20 protein-coding genes are annotated in these 21890 nt (G+C 58.6%); 3 read left to right on the top strand and 17 right to left on the bottom strand.

Annotated features, from left to right (window positions below; genetic code table 11):
- Positions 1-7 precede the first annotated feature (7 nt).
- Genes ttrB through ttrA form a run of 3 tightly spaced genes read left to right on the top strand, consistent with a single transcriptional unit; the run spans position 8 to position 4805 of the window.
- Positions 8-745 carry a tetrathionate reductase subunit TtrB gene (gene ttrB, locus ACVV26_RS11430; RefSeq protein WP_474797089.1) on the top strand — a complete coding sequence of 246 codons (738 nt, stop codon included), beginning with the start codon at positions 8-10 and terminating at the stop codon, positions 743-745.
- Positions 746-1750, top strand: a complete 1005-nt coding sequence (gene ttrC / locus ACVV26_RS11425; RefSeq protein WP_474797088.1) for a tetrathionate reductase subunit TtrC — start codon at positions 746-748, stop codon at positions 1748-1750.
- On the top strand, positions 1743-4805 hold the full coding sequence (gene ttrA, locus ACVV26_RS11420; protein WP_474797087.1) for a tetrathionate reductase subunit TtrA: 3063 nt from the start codon (positions 1743-1745) through the stop codon (positions 4803-4805). The genes ttrC and ttrA overlap by 8 nt, the downstream gene beginning before the upstream one ends.
- A 118-nt stretch (positions 4806-4923) precedes the next feature.
- On the opposite strand, the gene ACVV26_RS11415 is transcribed toward ttrA, so the two are convergent.
- The 17 genes from ACVV26_RS11415 to ascF form a co-directional block, all read right to left on the bottom strand.
- Positions 4924-5058 (bottom strand): DUF2474 domain-containing protein, encoded by a 135-nt coding sequence (locus ACVV26_RS11415; protein WP_312979480.1) that lies wholly within the window; start codon positions 5056-5058, stop codon positions 4924-4926.
- Positions 5058-6068: a cytochrome d ubiquinol oxidase subunit II gene (cydB, locus tag ACVV26_RS11410; protein WP_312979477.1), complete on the bottom strand. Its 1011-nt coding sequence runs from the start codon at positions 6066-6068 to the stop codon at positions 5058-5060. The genes ACVV26_RS11415 and cydB overlap by 1 nt, the downstream gene beginning before the upstream one ends.
- The gene (locus tag ACVV26_RS11405; protein ID WP_474797086.1) at positions 6068-7471 is read right to left on the bottom strand and encodes a cytochrome ubiquinol oxidase subunit I; all 1404 of its coding nucleotides are present in this window, start codon (positions 7469-7471) and stop codon (positions 6068-6070) included. Before ACVV26_RS11405 ends, cydB begins: the two co-directional genes overlap by 1 nt.
- Positions 7472-7826: 355 nt before the next feature.
- A complete protein-coding gene (gene dmsD / locus ACVV26_RS11400) occupies positions 7827-8429 on the bottom strand; it encodes a Tat proofreading chaperone DmsD (protein ID WP_474797084.1) in 603 nt (200 codons plus the stop codon).
- 9 nt (positions 8430-8438) lie between these two features.
- Positions 8439-9302 carry a 4Fe-4S binding protein gene (locus tag ACVV26_RS11395; RefSeq protein ID WP_474797083.1) on the bottom strand — a complete coding sequence of 288 codons (864 nt, stop codon included), beginning with the start codon at positions 9300-9302 and terminating at the stop codon, positions 8439-8441.
- Position 9303: 1 nt separating this feature from the next.
- Positions 9304-10128 (bottom strand): dimethyl sulfoxide reductase anchor subunit family protein, encoded by an 825-nt coding sequence (locus ACVV26_RS11390; protein WP_474801675.1) that lies wholly within the window; start codon positions 10126-10128, stop codon positions 9304-9306.
- Positions 10129-10130: 2 nt separating this feature from the next.
- Positions 10131-10751 (bottom strand): DMSO/selenate family reductase complex B subunit, encoded by a 621-nt coding sequence (locus tag ACVV26_RS11385; protein ID WP_474801673.1) that lies wholly within the window; start codon positions 10749-10751, stop codon positions 10131-10133.
- A complete protein-coding gene (locus tag ACVV26_RS11380; RefSeq protein WP_474801671.1) occupies positions 10748-13135 on the bottom strand; it encodes a DMSO/selenate family reductase complex A subunit in 2388 nt (795 codons plus the stop codon). Before ACVV26_RS11380 ends, ACVV26_RS11385 begins: the two co-directional genes overlap by 4 nt.
- 236 nt (positions 13136-13371) lie before the next feature.
- Complete coding sequence (locus tag ACVV26_RS11375) at positions 13372-14124, bottom strand: GntR family transcriptional regulator (protein ID WP_474801669.1); 753 nt, start codon at positions 14122-14124, stop codon at positions 13372-13374.
- A 13-nt stretch (positions 14125-14137) separates the two neighbouring features.
- A complete protein-coding gene (locus tag ACVV26_RS11370) occupies positions 14138-14878 on the bottom strand; it encodes a sugar isomerase domain-containing protein (RefSeq protein WP_474801667.1) in 741 nt (246 codons plus the stop codon).
- An 11-nt stretch (positions 14879-14889) separates the two neighbouring features.
- Positions 14890-16200, bottom strand: coding sequence for a PTS ascorbate transporter subunit IIC (ulaA, locus tag ACVV26_RS11365; RefSeq protein ID WP_474801665.1), 1311 nt, complete (start codon positions 16198-16200; stop codon positions 14890-14892).
- 4 nt (positions 16201-16204) lie between these two features.
- On the bottom strand, positions 16205-16483 hold the full coding sequence (locus ACVV26_RS11360) for a PTS sugar transporter subunit IIB (protein WP_312979453.1): 279 nt from the start codon (positions 16481-16483) through the stop codon (positions 16205-16207).
- A gap of 28 nt (positions 16484-16511) precedes the next feature.
- Entirely contained in the window at positions 16512-16946 is a 435-nt protein-coding gene (locus tag ACVV26_RS11355) for a PTS sugar transporter subunit IIA (RefSeq protein ID WP_125293281.1), read from the bottom strand.
- Entirely contained in the window at positions 16943-17674 is a 732-nt protein-coding gene (locus ACVV26_RS11350) for a creatininase family protein (RefSeq protein WP_474801663.1), read from the bottom strand. The genes ACVV26_RS11355 and ACVV26_RS11350 overlap by 4 nt, the downstream gene beginning before the upstream one ends.
- 8 nt (positions 17675-17682) lie before the next feature.
- Positions 17683-18654 (bottom strand): phosphotriesterase family protein, encoded by a 972-nt coding sequence (locus ACVV26_RS11345; RefSeq protein ID WP_474801661.1) that lies wholly within the window; start codon positions 18652-18654, stop codon positions 17683-17685.
- Between the two features lie 266 nt (positions 18655-18920).
- Positions 18921-20351 (bottom strand): 6-phospho-beta-glucosidase, encoded by a 1431-nt coding sequence (locus tag ACVV26_RS11340; RefSeq protein WP_474801659.1) that lies wholly within the window; start codon positions 20349-20351, stop codon positions 18921-18923.
- 18 nt (positions 20352-20369) lie between these two features.
- Positions 20370-21827, bottom strand: a complete 1458-nt coding sequence (gene ascF, locus ACVV26_RS11335; protein ID WP_474801657.1) for a PTS cellobiose/arbutin/salicin transporter subunit IIBC — start codon at positions 21825-21827, stop codon at positions 20370-20372.
- Positions 21828-21890 lie beyond the last annotated feature (63 nt).

Below are 21890 nucleotides of genomic sequence, written 5' to 3'. Positions count from 1 at the left end.
GATAAGTATGGATATCAGTAAACGCATTTTTCTCAGGCAACTGGGGGTGACGGCGGCGGCGGGCGCGGCCACCCTTCCGCTGGCGCAGGCTAAATTGTCTTTCAGCCCGACGCGCCACGAAGGGTCCGCCGCCCATCGCTATGCCATGTTGATCGATCTGCGCCGCTGCATCGGCTGCCAGTCCTGCACCGTGAGTTGCGCGATTGAGAACCAGACGCCGCAGGGCGAATTCCGTACCACGGTGAACCAGTACCAGGTACGGCGGGAAGACAGTGACGTTGTCACCAACGTGTTATTGCCGCGCCTGTGCAATCACTGTGATAACCCGCCCTGCGTACCGGTTTGCCCGGTGCAGGCCACCTTCCAGCGCGAAGACGGCATCGTGGTTATTGATAATCAGCGCTGCGTGGGCTGCGCCTACTGCGTACAGGCCTGCCCCTATGACGCGCGCTTTATCAACCATGAAACCCAGACCGCCGATAAATGCACGTTCTGCGTTCACCGTCTTGAAGCGGGTTTACTGCCCGCCTGCGTGGAGTCCTGCGTTGGCGGCGCACGCATTATCGGCGATTTGCATAATCCACAAAGCCGTCTGCGCCAGTTGCTGGATGAGCACAAGGACGCTATCCGGGTGCTGAAACCGGAAGATAACACCTCGCCGCAGGTGTTTTACCTGGGCCTGGACGAGGCATTTGTTACCCCGTTAATGGGCCGCAGCCAGCCCGCGCTCTGGCAGGAGGTGTAAATGTCGCCACTGATGATTAATGAAGTGCTCGCCCACCCGCAGGACGTCACCTGGCTGCCCTGGGCAGTCCAGTATTTCTTCTTTATTGGGATTGCCGCCTGCGCGGCGCTGCTGGCCTGCGGATTACGTGGCCGCCAGCCCGTGCTGGAACGGCTGACGCTATTGATTGGCCTGACCTGCGCCATCGCCGCGCCGCTGGCGCTGACCGCGGATCTCCATCAAACCGCCAGGGTTTGGCACTTCTACGCCTGGCCGACGCCGTGGTCGTGGATGCCCTGGGGCGCGCTGTTCCTGCCGCTGTTTACCGGCTTTATCGGCCTGTGGTTTATCGCCGCGACCGTACAGAAGATTTACGGCAAAACCTTTGCCCTCACCCGCTGGGTTGCCTTCGCCTGCGCCCTGACGGCGATTGGCCTGCTACTGTATACCGGGCGCGAAGTGTCGGTGGTGCGCGCCCGTCCCGTCTGGTTTAGCTGGTGGTTCCCACTGGCGATGTTCCTGAGCGCGTTCCAGACCCTGCTGGCGCTGTTGATTGCCGCTACCCGCACTCAGCCACTGCAACAGAAACTGGCGCGCGGTCTGCTGGTTACGCTGGGTTTATTGGGCATCGTGGTGCTGATGTGGGTTTCCGGCGATACGCTGTCCGGCGCGGCGCTGCGACACTGGCTGGCATGGCCCCAGGCGCAAACGCTGGCAACGGGCTGGGCGGTACTGTGGTTGTTAACGCTGATGGTGGCGTTGTTCGCGCTTAAGCGCCCGTTACCGCTGGCGGGCGGCATCGCGCTGGCGCTGGTATCTATGGCGCTTAGCTGGCTGATGCGCTGGACCTTACTCATCGAGGGGCAAACCCTCCCGAAATATAACGCGCTGTTTAACCCGTACTCGCTGCCGATGGGCACCGACGGGCTGCTGGCGATTGTCGGCACCTTTGGGCTGTGGATGGCGCTGCTTATTATCGCACGTGAAATTGTGAATGGCTTAATGCGGAGAAATCATCATGCCTGAATTAACCCGTCGTCAGTGGCTTAAAGTGGGGCTGGTACTCGGAGGGGTTGGCGCATTTGGGCTGAGCTACCGGGACGTGATCAAAAGAACCTTTGACGGGCTGGTGAACGGCACCTCCGGCAACGTGACGCTACACCGTATCTACGGCAATGCGCTGATCCCGGAAGGCCATGCCTCTCCGGGTTGGCAGGCCAATCCGCAACAGGCGGTGTCGATGACCCAGTGCTTCGGCTGCTGGACACAGTGCGGCATCCGGGTGCGCGTCGATCGGCAAACCGACAAAGTGATCCGCATCGCCGGGAACCCGTACCACCCGCTGTCACAGGAACAGCACGTCGATGCCAAAATCCCGGTGGCGCAGGCGCTGGCGCAGATGGGCGGCGAAAGCGGCCTCGATGCCCGCTCTACCGTCTGTTCCCGTGGCGCGACCACCCTGGAGGCCTTGTACAGCCCGTTGCGCATTCTGGAGCCGATGAAGCGCGTCGGGAAACGCGGCGAAGGCAAATGGCAGCGCATCAGCTTCGAGCAACTGATTGCCGAAGTGGTAGACGGCGGCGATCTGTTTGGCGAAGGCCATGTCGACGGGTTACGCGCCATTCGCGATCTGCAAACCCCCATCGACCCGGCGCATCCCGGTTTTGGCCCCAAAGCCAACCAGTTGCTGGTGACCAATACCAGTGATGACGGGCGCGACACCTTTATGCGCCGCTTCGCCCAGAACAGTTTCGGCAGTAAAAACTTTGGCGCGCACGGGGCGTACTGCGGGTTGTCTTACCGCGCCGGGTCAGGCGCATTGATGAACGATCTGGACAAAAACCCGCACGTGAAGCCTGACTGGGAGCACGTGGAGTTTGCGCTGTTTATGGGCACCTCCCCGGCGCAATCCGGCAACCCGTTTAAGCGCCAGGCCAGCCAGCTTGCCACTGCGCGGCTGCGGGATAACTTCAGCTACGTGGTGGTGGCCCCTGCGCTGCCGCTCACGACGGTGATGGCCGACCCGCGTGGCCAGTGGTTGCCGGTGGTGCCGGGCGCGGATTCCGCGCTGGCGATGGGCATGATCCGCTGGATTATTGACAACCAGCGCGCTAACGAGCGTTATCTTTCCCTGCCGGGCGTGGCGGCAATGCAGCAGGCGGAAGAGAAAAGCTGGACTAACGCCACCCATCTGGTGATCGCCAGCGACGATCATCCCCAGGCTGGGCAACACCTTACCGCCGCGCTGCTGAACGGCGGCGGCGACAGCGTGCTGGTGGTTGATCAAACGGGTGAACTGGTGCCAGCGGAAAGCTGCCCTGCCGCTACGCTGTTAGTGGCCCGCACCCTGACCTTGCAGGATGGCAGCGAGGTCACGGTGAAAAGCGCGTACCAGTTGCTCAAAGAGAGCGCGGAGAAACTGTCGCTGGAAGAATACAGCCGCCAGTGCGGCGTGCCGGTAGCGCGGATCGCACAACTGGCGGAGGCCTTTACCGGCCACGGGCGTAAGGCGGCGGTGATTACCCACGGCGGGATGATGTCCGGTAACGGTTTCTATAACGCCTGGGCGGTGATGATGCTTAACGCGCTGATCGGCAACCTCAGCCTGGAAGGCGGCGTGTTTGTCGGCGGCGGCAAGTTTAACGGCGTCACCGACGGGCCGCGCTATAACCTGGCGAGTTTCCCCGGTATGGTAAAACCCAAAGGGCTGAACATTGGCCGCAGCAAAGCCGCTTATGAAAGCTCCGATGAATACCGCCAAAAAGTCGCCGCCGGGCAGTCGCCGTGGCCCGCCAAAGCGCCGTGGTATCCGTTTGTCGCCGGGCAGCTTACCGAGCTGCTGCCCTCCGCGCTCAACGGCTACCCTTACCCGCTGAAGGCGTGGATTTCCAATATGACCAACCCGGTGTACGGCATCGCCGGGTTCCGGGCGGTAGCCGTGGAACAGCTAAAAGACCCGGCGCGGCTGCCGCTGTTTATCGCCATTGACGCGTTTATCAACGAAACCACCGCGCTGGCGGATTATCTGGTGCCGGATACCCATAACTTTGAAAGCTGGGGGTTCAGCGCCCCCTGGGCGGGCGTCGCCAGTAAAGCCACTACCGCGCGCTGGCCGGTGGTCAAACCCGCTACCGCCCGCACCGCTGAGGGCGAACCGATTTCGATGGAGGCGTTCTGCATCGCCGTGGCCCAGCGTATCGGCCTGCCCGGCTTCGGTGATAACGCCATGCAGGACAGCGACGGAAACGCCCTGGCACTTCATCGCGCAGAGGAGTATTACCTGCGGGTGGCGGCCAATATCGCGTATGCCGGGAAAGCCCCCGCGCCTGCCGCGAGCCAGCAGGATATTGCGCTCACCGGCGTTGACCGGCTGATGCCCGCCATCAACCAGACGCTAAAACCGGACGAAGCCCAGCGGGTGGCGTTTATCTTCACCCGTGGCGGCCGATTTGCGCCGCATCAGTCGGGGCGGGAAAACGGCAGTATCGGTAACCGCTGGGATAAACCGCTGCAAATCTGGAACGCCGAGGTGGCGAAGCACCGCCACGCCATTACCGGCGAGCGCTACAGCGGCTGTCCGGCCTGGTATCCGGCGCGGTTGTCTGACGGAAAAGCGCTGGACGAGGTGTATCAGCCCGACGCCTGGCCGCTGAAAATGATCTCGTTTAAGTCCAACGTAATGAGCAGTTCGACCATCGTGATCCCGCGCCTGCACCACGTGAAGCCGGTCAACCTGGTGGCGCTCAATCCGCAGGATGGCAAGCGCTTTGGCGTGCAGCACGGCGATGAGGTACGCATTACCACGCCGGGCGGCAGCACTACCGCACGCATTAGCCTGCTGGAAGGGGTAATGCCCGGCGTAATTGCCATCGAGCACGGCTATGGCCACCGGGAAATGGGTGCCAGCCAGCACACGCTGGACGGCGCACCGCTGGCTGTCGCGCCCCAGAATGGCGCTGGCATTAACCAGAACGATCTGGGCTTTGCCGACCCGACCCGCACGGTGCCGAACAGCTGGCTCGACTGGGTATCCGGCTCGGCGGTGCGCCAGGGGTTACCGGCGAAGATAGAACGCATCTGACCTATCGCGCCGCTTTATCAATAAAGCGGCGCTTTAAGCTAAAAGCGTAATCGCCACCGGCATCCACATCTATGCATAAAACCGGGATGGTGTTATGAGCGCCATTCATTAATCGGCGCTAGCTGGATTTCAGCCCTGCCGAGGTCATTAACAAACGCAACACCATACTCACCGCGCCGAGCGCCAGAATACTCGCGGCCCAAATCACCACCAGCCATAAAATCTGGCTCAGCTTGCTTTGCCGTTTTTCCATCAGTGATAGCCCTCCCCGTGGCGCACTTTGCCGCGAAACACGTAGTAGCTCCAGAAGGTATACGCGAGGATCACCGGGATAATCAGCAGCGCGCCCACCAGCATAAAGCCCTGGCTGGCTGGCGGTGCGGCGGCTTCCCACAGGGAGATATCCGGCGGGATGATGTTTGGCCAGATACTGATCCCCAGCCCGCTAAAGCCCAGGAACACCAATGCCAGCGTCAGGATAAACGCCGTGGCGTGGTGGCCAGGCCGCGAGACGCTTTTCCACAGCGCCAGGCTGCAAATCAGCACCAGCACGGGCACCGGCAGGAAGAACCACAGATTAGGCAGCGAGAACCAGCGCTGGGCGATATCGTCATGGGTGAGTGGCGTCCAGGCGCTGACAATCGCCATCACGATTAGCAGCAGGATTAACAGCGGCGGCGTCAGCTGGCGCATCCGGGAAAACAGCGGATCTTCGCTTTTCATAATCAGCCAGGTCGCCGCCAGTAGCGCGTAAGTCACCACCAACCCCAGGCCGCAGAACAGATTAAACGCCGTTAACCAGTCCAGCGCGCCGCCCGCAAAGGTGCGCCCTTCCACCGGAAAGCCGTTGATGACCGCGCCGACGATAATCCCCTGGCAGAAAGTCGCCAGGATCGAGCCCGCCAGAAAAGCCACGTCCCACCAGGGGCGGTGCGATTCGGTGGCTTTGAAGCGAAACTCAAACGCCACGCCCCGGAAAATCAGGCCGATCAGCATCAGGGTAATCGGGATGGTCAGGGCGTCGGCAATCACCGCATAGGCCAGCGGGAACGCGCCGAACAGCCCTGCGCCGCCCAGTACCAGCCAGGTTTCGTTACCGTCCCAGACCGGCGCGACGCTGTTGACCATCACGTCACGGTCGTGCGGGTCGCGGATAAACGGAAACAGCACGCCAATCCCCAGGTCGAAGCCGTCCATCACGATGTACATCAGCGTCGAGAAAACAATAATGACGAACCACACTACCGACAGGTCGATGTTCATTATCTTTTCTCCTCTTCCAGACGCTCGCCCACGGCGGAAATGGGCCGCGCGGGTCGGCCATCGGTTTTCGACGACAGATCGTCTTCAGGCTGTGGCCCGACTTTTATCAGCCGGATCAGGTACAGATACCCGACGCCGAACACCAGGGTATACACCACGATAAACACCAGCAGGCTGATGGACATTTGCAGATCGCTGTGCGCCGAGACCGCGTCCCGGGTACGCATCAGGCCATAGACCACCCAGGGCTGACGCCCCACCTCGGTAGTCACCCATCCGGCCAAAATAGCGATTAAGCCCGACGGCCCCATCCACAGCGCGAAATGCAGGAAGGGACGCGACAGGTACAGCCGTCCGCGATAGCGTAGCCACAGGCTGATAAGCCCCAGCCCGATCATCAGCAGGCCCATCCCGACCATCAGGCGGAACGACCAGAACACGATAGTGGAATTAGGCCGCTCGTCTTTCGGGAAATCTTTCAGCGCCGGGACCTGTTGGTCAAGGCTGTGAGTGAGGATCAGGCTGCCGAGCGCCGGGATTTCCAGGCCATAGCGGGTGCGCTCCTGCTCCATATCCGGCCAGCCCACCAGCAGCAGCGGCGTCGGTTCGCCGGGCGGGTTTTCCCAGTGGCCTTCGATGGCAGCGATTTTCGCAGGCTGGTGCTTAAGCGTGTTCAGGCCGTGCATATCACCGATCACCGCCTGAATGGGCGCAACCAGCAGCGCCATCCACAGCGCCATCGAGAACATTTTGCGCACCGCTGGGGTGTCGTTGCCTTTCAGCAGATGCCAGGCGGCAGACGCGCCGACGAACATGGCGCTACTCAAAAACGCCGCGACTGACATATGAAACAGCCGGTAGGGAAACGACGGGTTGAAGATCACCGCAAACCAGTCGGCGGGCACCACCTGGCCGTTAATGATTTCGTGGCCCTGCGGCGTGTGCATCCAGCTATTGGAGGCAAGGATCCAGAAGGTAGACATCAGCGTGCCGAGCGCCACCATGCAGGTTGAGAAAAAGTGCAGCCCCGGCCCGACCTTATTCCAGCCGAACAGCATCACACCGAGGAAGCCAGCCTCAAGGAAGAACGCGGTCAGGACCTCATAGGTCAACAGCGGTCCGGTGATACTCCCGGCGAACTGCGAAAATCCACTCCAGTTGGTGCCGAATTGATAGGCCATCACCAGACCGGACACCACCCCCATACCGAAGTTAACGGCAAAAATCTTTAGCCAGAACTTATACAGCGAACGCCACAGCGGATTGTGGGTCTTCAGCCACATCCCTTCCAGCACCACCAGATAGCTGGCAAGCCCAATGGTGATAGCCGGAAAAATAATGTGAAAGGATACGGTGAAGGCAAACTGTATCCTGGCAAGAATAAACGCGTCTAAACCAAACATGGCTGCCTCATCATCGACAAACCGGTATTAAACGAACCGGCAGTAAGTTATTTAACGCCTTGAGTATAGACGCAGAAAATGAAGGTAACGGGTAAGCCCGGCGGGGAGGGAAAATATCGGCCTGAAAGGTTGGGTTTATTTTGTCCTTTTTGACGCCTTGCGTGGCGCGCCCTGCCCGGCAATGGCCCGTAACGAAGCGAAAGAGGAAGATTAATTATTCGCACGCCTGGCTTGCCGGATAAATATAATTGCTTGCCGCTTCGTTAATAACCCTCCCGCTTTTCTGGGTCTGTTTTAGGTTAATTCGCGGCGGCAGCGTTGTTCGGGTGAAATAAAGATAAATAACCGATTACGGTTATATGATCCTTTCCGGCTGGGTCTCACCAAGTTGCTGAGACAATTGCCTGACGGTCTTCAGCGTCAACGCGCCCAACGCGCGATAAAAGCCCTGCGGATGAGCCTGACTCAGCGCCTCAACATAGTGCGGTAACCATGTCAGAAAATGGGCATTCAGCAGTTCCAGCAACGCCCGGGGTTGGTTTTCCATCGCCAGCCATGAGGCCTGGAATAACATCAGACCAATATGATCCGCTGGCTCGGGGTGGTCGGTATTCAGCGTGATACGGTGCGTATTCAGGAAATCCATCAGCCGCAGCGTGGAGTCGCCCTGTAATACATGTTCGGGGTCGAGCCATACCGAGCCCCACGGCGGCGCGGGCAGACTCGCCGGGCCGACAAACAGCCATTGCCACTGTTCCTGAAGCAAAACCCGGTCCGGCTGTGCCAGTTCAGGTTGCAGCGCGGTCATGTCTGCCGTTTGTTCAGGCCACAGTTCCGGCCAGTCTGGCGTGAGGAAAAATTCGGCGATCGGGGTAAATGCGTCCGTTTGCGGCGCGGTACGGTACGCGGTCGCCAGTAAATTGAGTAACCGGGCCCAGTGGGGTAAATCCGCTTTCATAATGATTCCTTATCGCATGCCCATGGTGTGCTGGCGGCAAAATGGGCACGTGGATTGTTCAGCCGTCCAGGCGCTAAAGGCCTGCCCGCAGGTATCGCAATGCTGCTGCATCACCGGCAAACGCCGTTCTGCCTGGGTATTAAGCATTTTTACGCTATCGATGGCAGCAGGGAAACAGACCGCCGCACACTGGCCGCAGCCGGTACAGCGGGCATTATCCAGGGCGAGGCAATCGGCTTCCAGGCGAATCGCCTGTTCCGGGCAGATACGCGCGCAGGCACCGCACAGGTAGCATTGCTCCGCCGTAAACGTCATTGAATAATGATTAACTAAAGTGACAGTGTCACGCAAGGCGCGTCGACCGTATGGCACCTCTCCGCTGTCAGTTTGGTTATTCATTCTTAGCCACTGGCGGCGCGCAGTATTCACCGCGATGGTGGCTGGCTGCGCCAGCCGCCATACAGGCTCGCCCAGTTGTTTGAGTGCGAGATTAAGTTCGGCAATCGCGCGTAACCACCCTTCATGGGGCGTATCCAGCTCAATAGCCCGGATACCGTAGTGAAAATGCCACATCAGCAACTCTTCCACACAGGCAGGCTGAGCGCTGAGCGGCGCGGTCAGGCGATCGTCATGCCAGTGGCGTTTGACCGGATGAATGTTTTCCAGCGCATCCGTTGGGCAGGCAAACAGACAGCGCCCGCACTGGTTACACTGGCTCTCATCAATCACAACCTGGCCCGCGGTCAGGCTGATGGCCCGGAGCGGACAGGCATCGACACAGGCCTGGCAGGTGTTTTTCTTCACCTTATGGCGGACACATAAAAACCCTGCGCCGGGCGGCGCAGGGTTCAGGTTTAACGACAACAATGACATATCAGTTCAGGCTAAAGAAAGTGAAGCGCGCCATGATTTCAGCCACCACCAGCAGCAAGCCGCCGGTTAGCGCAAATCCACGGACAATACGCGGCTGGCGCAATGACAGCGCAAACAGCGCCGCACCGACGACCATCACGCACCAGGCCGCGATACGAACGCCGGATAGCGCATCAAATGCCGCCAGCGCCTGAAGCGGGAACGTGACGGTGTCACTCAAGCGCGATGCGGACAGGAAGCTCATATACGCCGGTTGTTCAACCAGACGTGCAGCAACGGCCACCACCACCGCAGCCACCGCGACATTCGCCACTCCGCGCATTTCGCCGTGCCGCCCACGGGTTACCAGCATCAGTATCGCCAGCACCGCACCGAGGATCAGTACCGAGCCATAGAACATAAAGTACGTGTTGATATGCATCCAGGTGACAACAGAGGCGTTGATGTAGATATTGCTCATGCAATACACATCCACCAGCCCAATCACCCCAGCCAGCAACACCAACAGCGGGACGATGCGTTTGGCGAATAGCGCCAGCAGCGTCGTCACGCCCAGCACGCCCAGATACAGCGCGGCAAAGACGATTTCACGGCTCAGCCAGGAGCTGGCGATATGGCGCAGCGAGTTAAAGGCATTGAGCGGATAGCCCAGATGCGCCACCGACGCGATAAGGCCGACGCCGCCCAGTACACAGCTGGCGACCAGCGCCACGCGCAAAGCAAGGGCATTCGCCTGCTGGCTAAATGCGCCCAACGCGGTGAACAGCGTTAAACCTACCGACGCCTGAACCAGCAGAGTAAATATTAATAATGGCCATTCATGCATAATTAGTTACTTCCCTTTTCAGCGCCCTGATGCGGCTTCACCACCAGGTTCGGATGGGTGATCGCCGAATCCGGCAGTCCCTGAACGTCGCAAAGCGAACCATACTGCTTGCGCAGTTCGTCAATCGGGCCGAATTTAATCGCGCCCAGCGGACAGGTCGCCACGCAAATCGGATCTTCGCCTTTTGCCTGCAAATCGACGCAGAAATCGCATTTCGACATCTGCCCCGCTTCTTTATCAAACTGCGGCGCGCCGTAAGGGCACGACCAGGCGCAGTAGCCGCAGCCAATGCACTTGCTGGTATCGACCCGCACGATGCCGTCGCCGGGGCGCTTATGCATTGCCGTGGTCGGGCAGTTTTTGGTGCAAATCGGGTCCGCGCAGTGGTTGCAGGAAATCGACAGCGTGTAGGCGTAAACGTTGTTTTCCAGCCCGCCGTTACTATTAGGCGTAAACCCGCCGCCGTTGACTTCATACACCCGGCGAAAACGACGGCCCGGCTCCAGATTGTTTTTGTCTTTACAGGCCACCTGGCAGGCTTTGCACCCTGAACAGCGCGACGAATCGATATAAAAACCCAGTTGCTTGTCGCTTACCGGGGGAAACTCCGTGTATTGGCTCATGCTTTCTCAACCTCGACCAGCATAGTTTGATGCGAATTCCCTTTTGCCAGGGGGGTGATGCGGGTGGAACTCAGCACGTTGGCGCAGCCACCGTGATCCACGCCCGACGCGTCCGGTTGCCACCAGGCACCGGCCTGTAGCGCCACCACGCCGGGGATAATGCGCGGCGTGACCTCGGCTGGCACCATGCTGATACCGCGATCGTTATGAATGCGTACCTTGTCGCCCTGCTTAATCCCGCGCCGTGCAGCGTCCTGCGGGTTAATCCACAGTTTCTGGGTCTGGGCTTCCTGCAACCACGGGTTGGCGTACTGCGTGGAGTTGGCGCGGTTTTTCCCTTTCCAGGTGATCAGCTGTAGCGGATATTTCTCGGTTAACGCATCCTGCGGCCCTTCGTGCGCGGGCACGTAGTGAGACAACGCCGGGATTTCCGGGTTGTTCATGTCGTACAGGCGTTTCGAGAAGATTTCGATTTTGCCGGATGGCGTTTTGAACGGATTGTTCTGCGGGTCGCGAATGTTATCGGCGAACGCCACATACGGCTCGCTCTTGAACAGATGACGGCGCTGAACCTGTAACTGCTCAAAGCTCGGGATGTTTTCAGCAGGCATCGCGGCGCGGGTGGTTTCGACAATGTGCTCGATCCACTGCTTTTCATCGCGCCCTTCGCTAAAGGCTTGCTCCACGCCCAGCTTCGCGGCGACTTCACGCAGCCACTCGTAGTCTGAACGGCGCTCGAATTCCGGCTCGACCAGTTTTTCGGACAGGATCACGTAGTTGCCGGTGCCCCAAGTTTCGCCGATGTTCCAGCGCTCCATAAAGCTGGTTTCCGGCAGCAGCAGATCGGCATATTTGGCGCTCGGCGTCAGGTACAGATCGCTGGCGACGATAAACTCGATTTTCGATTCGTCTTCCAGCAGCTTCGCCGCCTTATTGATGTCCGGGTTCTGGTTCGCCAGATAGTTGCCCGCCAGCGTAAACAGAATACGGATATTGCTGTCGAGTTTTTCAGCCCCTTTCAGCCCCTGCTCCGGCGTGACTTTACTGGCGTCTTCTGCCGCCTGCATCCAGCTCATCACCGAAATTTTCGCCGCGATCGGGTTCTCGATGCTTTCCGGCTCGCTCATAAACTTACGGTTGCCGATCCCGCCGTAGCCTGCCGCCCAGCTGCCTTTTTTACCGACGTTGCCGGTAATGGTCGCCAGCAGCGTAGAGCCGCGCGCGGTACGTTCGCCGCAGATATGGCGCTGTGGGCCCCAGCCCTGGATTAATGCCGCCGGTTTGGCCGTCGCGTATTCACGCGCCAACTGGCGGATGGTGTTAGCGGGTACTTTGGTGATCGGCTCCGCCCACTCCGGCGTTTTCGCCACGCCATCTTTGGCACCGGTCAGGTACGCCACCAGCGATTCATTCGCCGGTACGCCTTCCGGCATGCTCGCTTCGTCAAAGCCCAGGGTGTAACGGGCGATAAAGTCTTTATCGTGCAGATTTTCAGTGATGATGACGTACATCATCGCGTCCATCAGCGCGTTATCGGTGGTCGGCAGCAGCGGGATCCACTGGTCCGCCAGCGAAGCCACGGTATCGGAATAGCGCGGATCGATAACGATAAAGCGCGTACCGTTGCGTTTCATCTGCTGGAAGTAGTGATTGGCGTGACCAAAAATGGTTTCGTTGATGTTGTGCCCCCACAAAATCACCAGCGGGGTCTCCAGCAGCGTATCCAGAGAACTGCCGGTCGCTGGCGTACCGTAGGTGTACGGCGTGGCGGCGGCGGTGTTGCCCATACTGACGGAGTGATAGTACTCCAGATAGCCGCCGGTCAGGTTCAGCAGGCGGCGCACCATTTTATCGCCGGAGAAGGTGCCGCCGCTGACGGCAGTGCCCACATGCACATAGCGCGAAGCCGGGCCATATTTGGCCGTGATCCGCTTCAGGTTATCGGCAATCAGCGTGGTGGCTTCATCCCAACTGATTTTTTCAAACTTCCCTTCGCCGCGCTTACCGACGCGCTTCATCGGATATTTCAGGCGGTCCGGGTGATAAACGAATTTACGGTAACCACGGCCGCGAATACAGGCGCGCATGATCGGCATGGCTTCATCCAGTTCCCCATCGGGGAGCGTGGTAATACGCGTAACGACGCCCTGGTCGACATGGGCGCGAATATCACATTTGCCGCCGCAGTCGAAGGTACTGCAGGTAGGCACCACACGCCCGGTATCCTGCGGCGTAACGGGTGATGTTGAGGGGGCGGGCGATTCGGTTGCCGCAGAAACAAACTGCGGCACCACCAGGGGTACGGCTGCCAGTGCGGCGCTGGCCTGGATAAAGCGGCGACGGCTGACGGTCGTTATCCCGCTTTCGTCTTCCATGATTGGCATGACATCACTCTCTTTAGTGGCGTGAAGAAAGTGTGTATTTTTGGAAATTTATACTAAGGCAAAATTGACGCAACGCAGCAAATCATGCATTACCGGAAATTAAGGGGTATTTTTCGGAATGGAATGATAATCCTTATTAACTAATTTAGGATTTTATTCTAAATGTTAACCAATGAATGAAGAACGGTGTCTGTTTTTAAGAAAGTGCAACCCACCGCGGCGTTGCCCGGCGTGTTTTACCGGGACACGATTTTGCAATTCCAGTGGGCATCAGCGGCATTCTGGCTGGCGGCGATTTGCAGGGTGAGCATGGCGTCGTTGACATGCGAAATACTGTATTCCAGCACGACATCATCAGGATTGCGGGCGATACGCTCGATTTTGAACAGCGCGCCTCCCGGTTCGATATTCAGCAGCCGCGCCAGCCTGGCATCGCAGACAACCGGCATAAAGCTTTCCTGCGCCTGGGTAGGTGAATAGCCGAACGCTTCCCGCAACTGGGAATACAACGAGCCTTCATCATCAATATGGCTAAGATCGTTATAAAAGCGTCCGTTAAGCCAACTCAGGGTATGCCCGACAATCTTATCGCCCTGCTGTATCCGTCGTTCAAGGCGCATCACCTGGCTACCCACTTCAAGCCCCATTTTGGTGGCAATCTCGTGGTCCGCCATGGTTGCCAGCAGCGACACCATCTCGGCCTGAACCGGATGCGGGTGGTGGAACGCCACCAGCACATCCGGCAGGTCAGCATAGTGCTTATGCAGCGCGTCGCGATTGATGAACGTGCCCTTCCCCTGCTCGCGATACACCATCCCGCCGCTGACCAGTGAATCGATCGCCTGCTTAATGGTGCCGCGCGCCACATTAAACTCATCGGCAAGGATCAACTCGCCGGGCAGCCTGTCAGTATAAGTACACGACAGAATGCGCTGCAAAATGATGTTTTTGATTTTGAGGTAAAGCGGGAGTCCATCAGACTCGAACATACAATTGCTCCACTCAGAGGTAGAAAATTCGGCTCCGGTAAGCGTCCATTATATCCCGATTTATCTGCTGATTGCCGTCTATGTTTGCGCTGGCAAGGATCGGCGGCGTTACGCCGTTCTCCTGCATCAGCTCACACAAACGCAGCACCAGGCTGTTGGCGAGGGTCGCGCCCATGATGGTCGACAGCGGCGCGGCTTTTTGCGCCAGCCCTGGCAGGTTGACCGAGGCGTCGCCGTAGTCGCACTGATTATCCAGCGTAATGTCGGCGACCTCTGCCAGCAGTTTGCCGCTGGAGTGGCGCGAGGTGACGCGCTTTGCCGTCTCCAGGCTGGTAATGGCAATCACCGTCGCCCCACAGGCTTTTGCCGCCAGCGCCACGTCGAGAGTAATCGCGTTGCGCCCGGAAACCGAATGAATAATCAGCGTGTCCCCCGCCTCCAGCGGGGAACTTTCCACCATGACTTTCCCCAGCCCTTCGACATTTTCTACCGCGCTGGTGAGCGTTAGCGGACGCACGTTGAGCATCAGCGCCGGAGAAAAAAGCGGGTTGACGATAGCAAGCCCACCTGCGCGATAGCTCATCTCCTCCGCCAGAATCCCCGCGTGGCTGGCACCGAACACAAACAGATTGCGGGTCTTCAGCACCGTGTCCAGCATCGCCTGAGCAGCGCGGTCGATAACCGCCTGCTGCGCCGCCAGCTGCGCCAGCTTTTGCTGGATTTGTTCAAAATAGGCGTTAACTGCGTGACTCATGGTTATTTCCCTCAGAACGTCAGCAGACGGGTTAAGGCGCTAATCAGCGGCGACAGCACGAACATATCGCTGTCCCCGGCCCACAGCGCGGTGTCCGGCACGGTGTTATTAATGAAGTAGCTGACGCAGAAATATTGCCCCCAGGCCACTACCGTCGAGGTGATAAAGCCCGCCAGCAGCGCGCCCTTATACCCGCCCGTGACGTTGCCGAATACCCCGGCGGTGCCCGCATGGAAGAAAATCACGATCATGCTGGGGATAAACACGTAGCCGGTGTAATGACCAATCAGCGTCAGCCACAGCAGCGAGCCGACAAAGGCGCCCACGAAGCCGAGCACCACGGCGTTGGGCGCGAAGTTAAACAGGATCGGGCAATCCAGCGCCGGACGCGCGCCGGGAACCAGCCGCGAACCGATACCGTTAAACGCCGGGACCATTTCGCCGATAAACATCCGCACGCCGAGCAGCACTACCGCAATTCCGCCGGTAAACATCAGCGACTGTTTCAGGGCATAGATGTAGAAGCTTAAATCGCCGGACTGCGCCAGGATTTCCGCCGCTTTCGGGGTGCCTTTAATTTGCAGAATAAAAGTGCCGATAAAAAACAGCAGCGTCATGGTCAGGGCGGTCACTACGTTGGAATCACGCAGGAAGCCGAGTTTTTTCGGTACCTGGATATCTTCTGAACTGATGCTGTTGCGGGAGAACAGTTTGCCGAAAATGGCCCCCAGCAGCGCCACCGAGGCCGAAGTATGGCCGAGCGCGATATTGTCGTTGCCAGTGATTTTACGCACCCACGGCTGAACCAGCGCCGGTTGCAGCGTCCAGTACAGGCCCATGATCACGGTGAGCATCAGCGTTAGCTGCCAGCCGGCGATCGCCGGGTTGCTGTTGACCATCACGCCCGCGAAGATCATGGTGGTCCAGAACATCATGTGCCCGGTGAGGTAGATGTATTTAAAGCGCGTCAGGCGCGCCAGCAGCAGGTTGAAGGCGAACCCGCCCGCGATGGCGATGGTGACGCTGCTGCCGTAGCGCTCGCTGAACTTCACCTGGCCGATAATATTGGTCAGGTTCATGGAGCTTAAACCGAACACTTCGGTCCAGATCGGCTGGAAGATCAGCAACGCGGAGACGATAATCCCTGCCCCGGCGCCGATAATCAGGAAGCCTAAAATCCCCTTCAGCGTGCCGGAGACGATATCCGCCAGCGGTTTATTTTGCAGCACCAGCCCGAGCAGTACGATCAGGCCAATCAGGATGGACGCTTCGCCGAAGATATTGACGGTGATCCAACGCAGTACGCCGATAAATTCGTTCATGGTCTTACCCCTGAGTAAGGATGCCTGCGTTGACCAGCGCCTGGGTGATTTCGTTGGTGTCGATGTAGTTATTCACCACCACCACCGGGCAGGAAAGATGCTGTAAATTGCCCACCAGCTCGGCGTTGGTGATCACCAGATCGGCATTGGCCGACGCGGCGGCAGACACGTCCATATGCTCGACGTTCGCGTCCACGCCGTGCTTTTTGAGCACCGTTTCCACGTTCATCCGCAAAATTAAGCTCGACCCCATTCCCAAACCGCACACAGTTAGAATTTTCATTGTTATTTCTCCAGACGGACGTAGTGGTTTATTCCGCATCGATCATCAGACGATAAATCTGCTGCGCATCATGGGAATTCATTAAGGTTTGCAAATTTTCTTCATCGCCCAACAGGGTGACGATTTTTTGTATCAACTGAATATGCTGATCGCTGTTGGTCGCCGAAAGGCCCAGCACCAGTTGCACCGGGTCGTTTTCCGCGTGACCGAACTCCACCGGCTCGCGCAACCGCACCAGGCTGATTTGCGGCGCAATCGCCCCGTTTTCCGGGCGGGCATGGGGCATCGCCAGGCCCGGCGCAATCACAAAATAGGGGCCGAACTGGTGATAACTGTCGATCATCGCCTGGGTGTACTGCTCGCTACAGGCTCCGGCGGCGCACAGCGCATCGCCGGATTTGCGGATGGCCTCGTCGGCAGACGTGGCCGGGTAATCCAGATGGATTGCGTTCGGGCTGATCATTGCGCCTCCCTGATAATACGCGTGATGGACGCCAGCGTGGATTCCAGCGCCTGTTGAACGAAAGCTTCGCCTTTCTCTGCGCTGGCGCAGCGCGGATCGCCCAGTACCGAATAATCGGAAAACGCGGTCCAGGGCACGGGGCGGTAGCGGAAATCTTCCGGGAACGCGGGGTAATGCTCCCGCGCCTGGGACATGTCCACCGTCTCCGGGGCGAGCGCCAGCATCAAAGACGTTTCGATTTCATCGGCATGCATATAGCCCGGATACGCCACCGCCGATTCGCGCAGCTTCGCCACGCAGCAGTCCATCCCAGCCCAGCTGTAGCTGAGCAGCGTGATGCCCTCCTCCCGAAGCGTGCGCGCCGCCGCCTTGATGGCGTCGAAATTGCCGTAATGGGCGTTGATCACCGCCGTGGTGGTAATGCCGTAGCCCGCCATATTGCGCGCCAGGCTCACCAACAGATCCCCCAGCAGCGCGTTGCCGATATCAATCGCCCCGGCGTGGCCGCGCAACGACCATACCTGGCTGTAACACATCACCGGCAGGGTAATGGCGTCCTCGCCCAGCGCGCTATCAAGCCGTTCGCAAAAGCGTTCGGCTAGCAGGTTATCGGTATCCAGCGGCAGGTGATCGCCATGTGGCTCCACCGCGCCTAAGGGCAGCAGCGCGATTTTGGCGCGGGGGAGCGCCTGCTTCGCCTGCTGTTCGTTAAGCTGATGCAGTTTCATAGGCTGCCTTAACCGAAGCTGAAGTAGCGCGCCGGGTTTTCGACGAAGAAGTCATGCAGCAACGCTTCGCCGTCAAAACCCGCTTCCCGCGCTTCTTCAAGGAACCGTGGGCGCCAGTCCGCCAGGATAAATTTCAATCCCAGCCCGCCTTTTCCATAATGGGCGCTCATGCTTTTGCGAGCGAAATCGCCGCCGATCAGGATCTGTTTTTGATACCCCTTTTTGCACAGCGCCAGAATGGCTTCGGTGCGCACGTGCTCGGGGAAATATTTGATCCGGCTGATACCGTCAAACGAGATGAATGCCCCGGTGTTGGCAAGTTGACGGTGTAGCCACGGATCGGGATTGCGATCCATATGTGCAAAGCAGATGCGGGACAAATCAAGGCCCAGTTGTTTAAAAATCGCGGCCTGCTCCAGGGCCATCGTGCCCATTTCCGTATGGCTGTGCATCGGCGCGTGAGTCGCCTGTTGGGCGCGCACCACCACTTCCATAGTTTTACGCTCCAGGGGGGAAATGGCGTTATAGCCGGTGCCACACTTCACCATCCCGGCGCGGTACGCGGTGCCATCGATGCCGTCGGTCACTTCCCGGCTGACGTGTTCCACCAACGCATCGAGCGGCGTGTTGGCAATCCAGTCGGCGAAGGTCTGGTCGGTGCCGGGGCGTTTCGAACTCCACAGGAAGCCCTTGTTAAACCCGGCGGTGGCGACGATCTGCACCTGCTGACGGCTGGCGATTTCCGCCACTACCCCGACGTGACGGCCATAATCCGGCGCGGTAGCGTCATAAATCGACTGGCCGCCCGCGGCGCGGAAATCCGCCAGTTCCCGCTCCGAAGCGGCTTTATCGTCAAGCAACAGATCTTCTTCGTTGCGCTCCTGCCAGTACGGCGGGATGCAGTAAAGGTGGTCGTGACTGTAAGTCACCCCAAGCTGCTGCGGTGCGATGTCACCGGTGAGTGTGCGAATAAACCCCATACGATACGCCTTGTTATCAGTGAGTTGGTGTATTCAACTTAGAACTTGTCCACCTGACTGGTCAAGTGATCATGGTCGCAAAACAACCAGCAAAAAGCCCATTGCTGCGAGGCAACGCACACTTTCATAGGAAATGTCGATAATTCAGGAAAAGCGCCTGGGAAGCGTGCGAGACAGTTGGTGTGATAACAAGCCGCAGAAATCGGGCGTAGGGGGAGGTGAAAAGCTAACCGGGAACGCGGCAGACGCATTCCCAATTGACGGCGTTAATCCAAATCTGCGCCGTTGCTGGATATGACTTTCGTATACCAGTAAAACGATTTTTTACGGGTGCGCGCCAGAGTGCCCGCGCCGCTGTCGTCCCGATCGACATAAACAAAACCGTAGCGTTTGCTCATCTCGCCGGTAGACGCCGACACCAGGTCGATACAGCCCCAGGTGGTGTAACCGATCACCGGGATGCCGTCTTCAATGGCTTCGCCCATGGCTTTGATGTGCTCGCGCAGGTAGCTAATGCGGTAATCGTCGTTGATTTCGCCCTGCTCGTTGAACTCATCTTTCGCGCCGAGACCGTTTTCCACCAGGAACAGCGGCTTCTGGTAGCGGTCATACATCATATTCATGGTGATGCGCAGCCCCAGCGGGTCGATGCCCCATCCCCATTCGCTGGCCTGGATATGCGGGTTCTTCAGGGATTTCACCACGTTGGCGGCGCTGCTGTTGCCGTCGTTCATCTCGGCGGAGGCGCAGCGCGAGGCGTAATAGCTGAAGGAGACAAAATCCACGGTGTTTTTCAGGATCTCGTTATCACCCGGCTCGCTGACGATGCTGATGCCCTTCTCTCTGAACATCCGCGCCGCATAAGACGGATAGGCCCCGCGCGCCTGCACGTCGATAAAGAACAGGTTCTCGCGGTCCTTTTCCAGCGCTGCCCATACGTCTTCCGGCTTGCAGGACCACGGATAGAAATTGCCTCCCGCCAGCATACAGCCCACCTGGTTCGCCGGGTTCACCTCATGGGCGATTTTGGTCGCCAGGGCGCTGGCCACCAGTTCATGGTGCGCCGCCTGGTACTTCACCTGCTCTTTATTGTCGCTTTCATCGAACACCAGCCCGGCCCCGGAGAACGGGCTGTGCAGCAGGATGTTAATTTCGTTGAAGGTCAGCCAGTATTTCACCAGCCCGTCGAACGCTTCAAAGCAGGTGCGCGCATAGCGGGTAAAGAATTCGACCATTTTGCGGTTGCGCCAGGAGCCGTATTCACGCACCAGGTGCATCGGCACGTCGAAATGGCACAGCGTCACCAGCGGCTCAATACCGTACTTTTTGCACTCGGCGAACAGGTCACGGTAAAACGCGATGCCTTCGGCGTTGGGCGTTAACTCGTCGCCCTGGGGGTAAATACGGCTCCAGGCAATAGAGGTGCGGAACACGGTAAAGCCCATTTCCGCCATCAGGGCGATATCTTCTTTGTAACGATGATAGAAATCGATAGCCTGGTGGCTGGGATAGAACTCATCGTCCCGCAGCGTAAAGCGCGGTTCGAGGCCCAGTTTGACCGCCATCCGCTGGCTGCCGTGGGGGATCATATCCACGGTTGTCAGCCCTTTCCCGCCTTCAAGGTACGCGCCTTCCGCCTGGTTGGCGGCCAGTGCGCCGCCCCATAAAAAACCGTCCGGAAATTGTGAAACAGACATGAAGCACTACTCCTTGAATTAATTAACTTTTACTGCCGGTTCGATCTGTGGGTTGGCGGATGCGGGCTGTTCAGCCTCCACCGGCTTTTCTACCGGGATATCTTCAAAGCCCAGCAGCAGCGTGACGAAGAACGAAATCACCACCGACAGGATCATCACGCCCACCACCCAGGCAATGCTCATTGGGTTAGCCGGGTCAAAGAACTGGACGCTGGTAAACAGCCCCGGCGACGCCATCGAATGGCTGGCAAGCCCGCCAATACCCGCTACCGCGCCGCAGATAAAGCCGGTAATTAAACAGGCGATCAGCGGGCGTTTGAGGCGCAGCGCCACGCCGTACAAGGCAGGTTCAGAAATCCCGGCGACAATCGCCGATGCCGCAGCGGCCAACGCCGTCTGGCGCAGTTCCGGGTTTTTGGTACGCCACGCCACCGCCAGCGACGAGCCGCCCAGCGACAGGTTGGCACCGATCTCAGACGGCATCACCATGCCCTCTTTGCCGGTTTCCGCGATGGTTTGGATAATGGTTGGCGTAAATACGCGGTGCATCCCGGTCATGACCAGCAATGGCCAGATGGCGCCCATAATCGCCACCGACAGCCAGCCCAGATGGCTGTGAATGGTGTAAACCACGCTGGAAATCCCGCTGCCGATCCAGATGCCCACCGGGCCGATAAACATAATCGCAATGGGTGCGGCAATCAGCACAATCAGCATCGGTTTCAGGAAGTTTTTGGTGACCGCCGGGGTAATTCTGTCAACCCAGCGTTCGATGTACGACAGGATCCAGGTCATGCACAGCGCCGGGATCACGGTGTAGGTGTATTTCACTGCCGTGACCGTCAGGCCCATAAATTCAACGTGCTGGCCCTGGGCGGCTTTTGCCATCAGGTCAATAAAGTTCGGGTGTACCAGCACGCCTGCGATGGCAATCGCCAGCGACATGTTAGTTTTAAATTTCACGGCCGCCGAGGCCGCCACCATGATCGGCAGGAAGAAGAACGCGCCATCCCCGATGGTGTTGAGAATAATCAGCGTTGAGGAGCCTTTCTCGAACACGCCGGTCATATCCAGCATCATCGCCAGCAGCTTCAGCATCGAGCCGCCGATAATCGCCGGGATCAGCGGCGACATGGTGCCGATCAGCGCATCGAGAATGCCCGCGCCGATGCGCCGCAGAGTAATTTTGTTTTTCTGCGGCAGTTCGTTATGCGCCACCGCGCCTTCCGGCAGCAGCTTCAACACGTCGGCATAGGCCTGGGATACGGTATTGCCGATGATCACCTGGCACTGGGTATCGTTATTCACCACGCCCAGCACGCCGCTGATGCTTTTTAGTTTAGCGATGTCCGCCGCGCTGTCGTCTTTCAGCACGAAGCGCAGACGGGTCATGCAGTGCGTCACCGACGCGATATTGTCCGCACCGCCAATGGCATCCACTATCGAGCGGGATACTGCTGCATAATTTTTTGACATGACTGATTCTCGCGTAATGCCTTACCGTATTTTTATCGCCGAGCTTGCTGGCCGGCAAAATCA

The organism is Atlantibacter sp. MEI4A-1023 (assembly GCF_056155425.1).
This window is presented reverse-complemented; position numbering and strand designations above follow the sequence as displayed.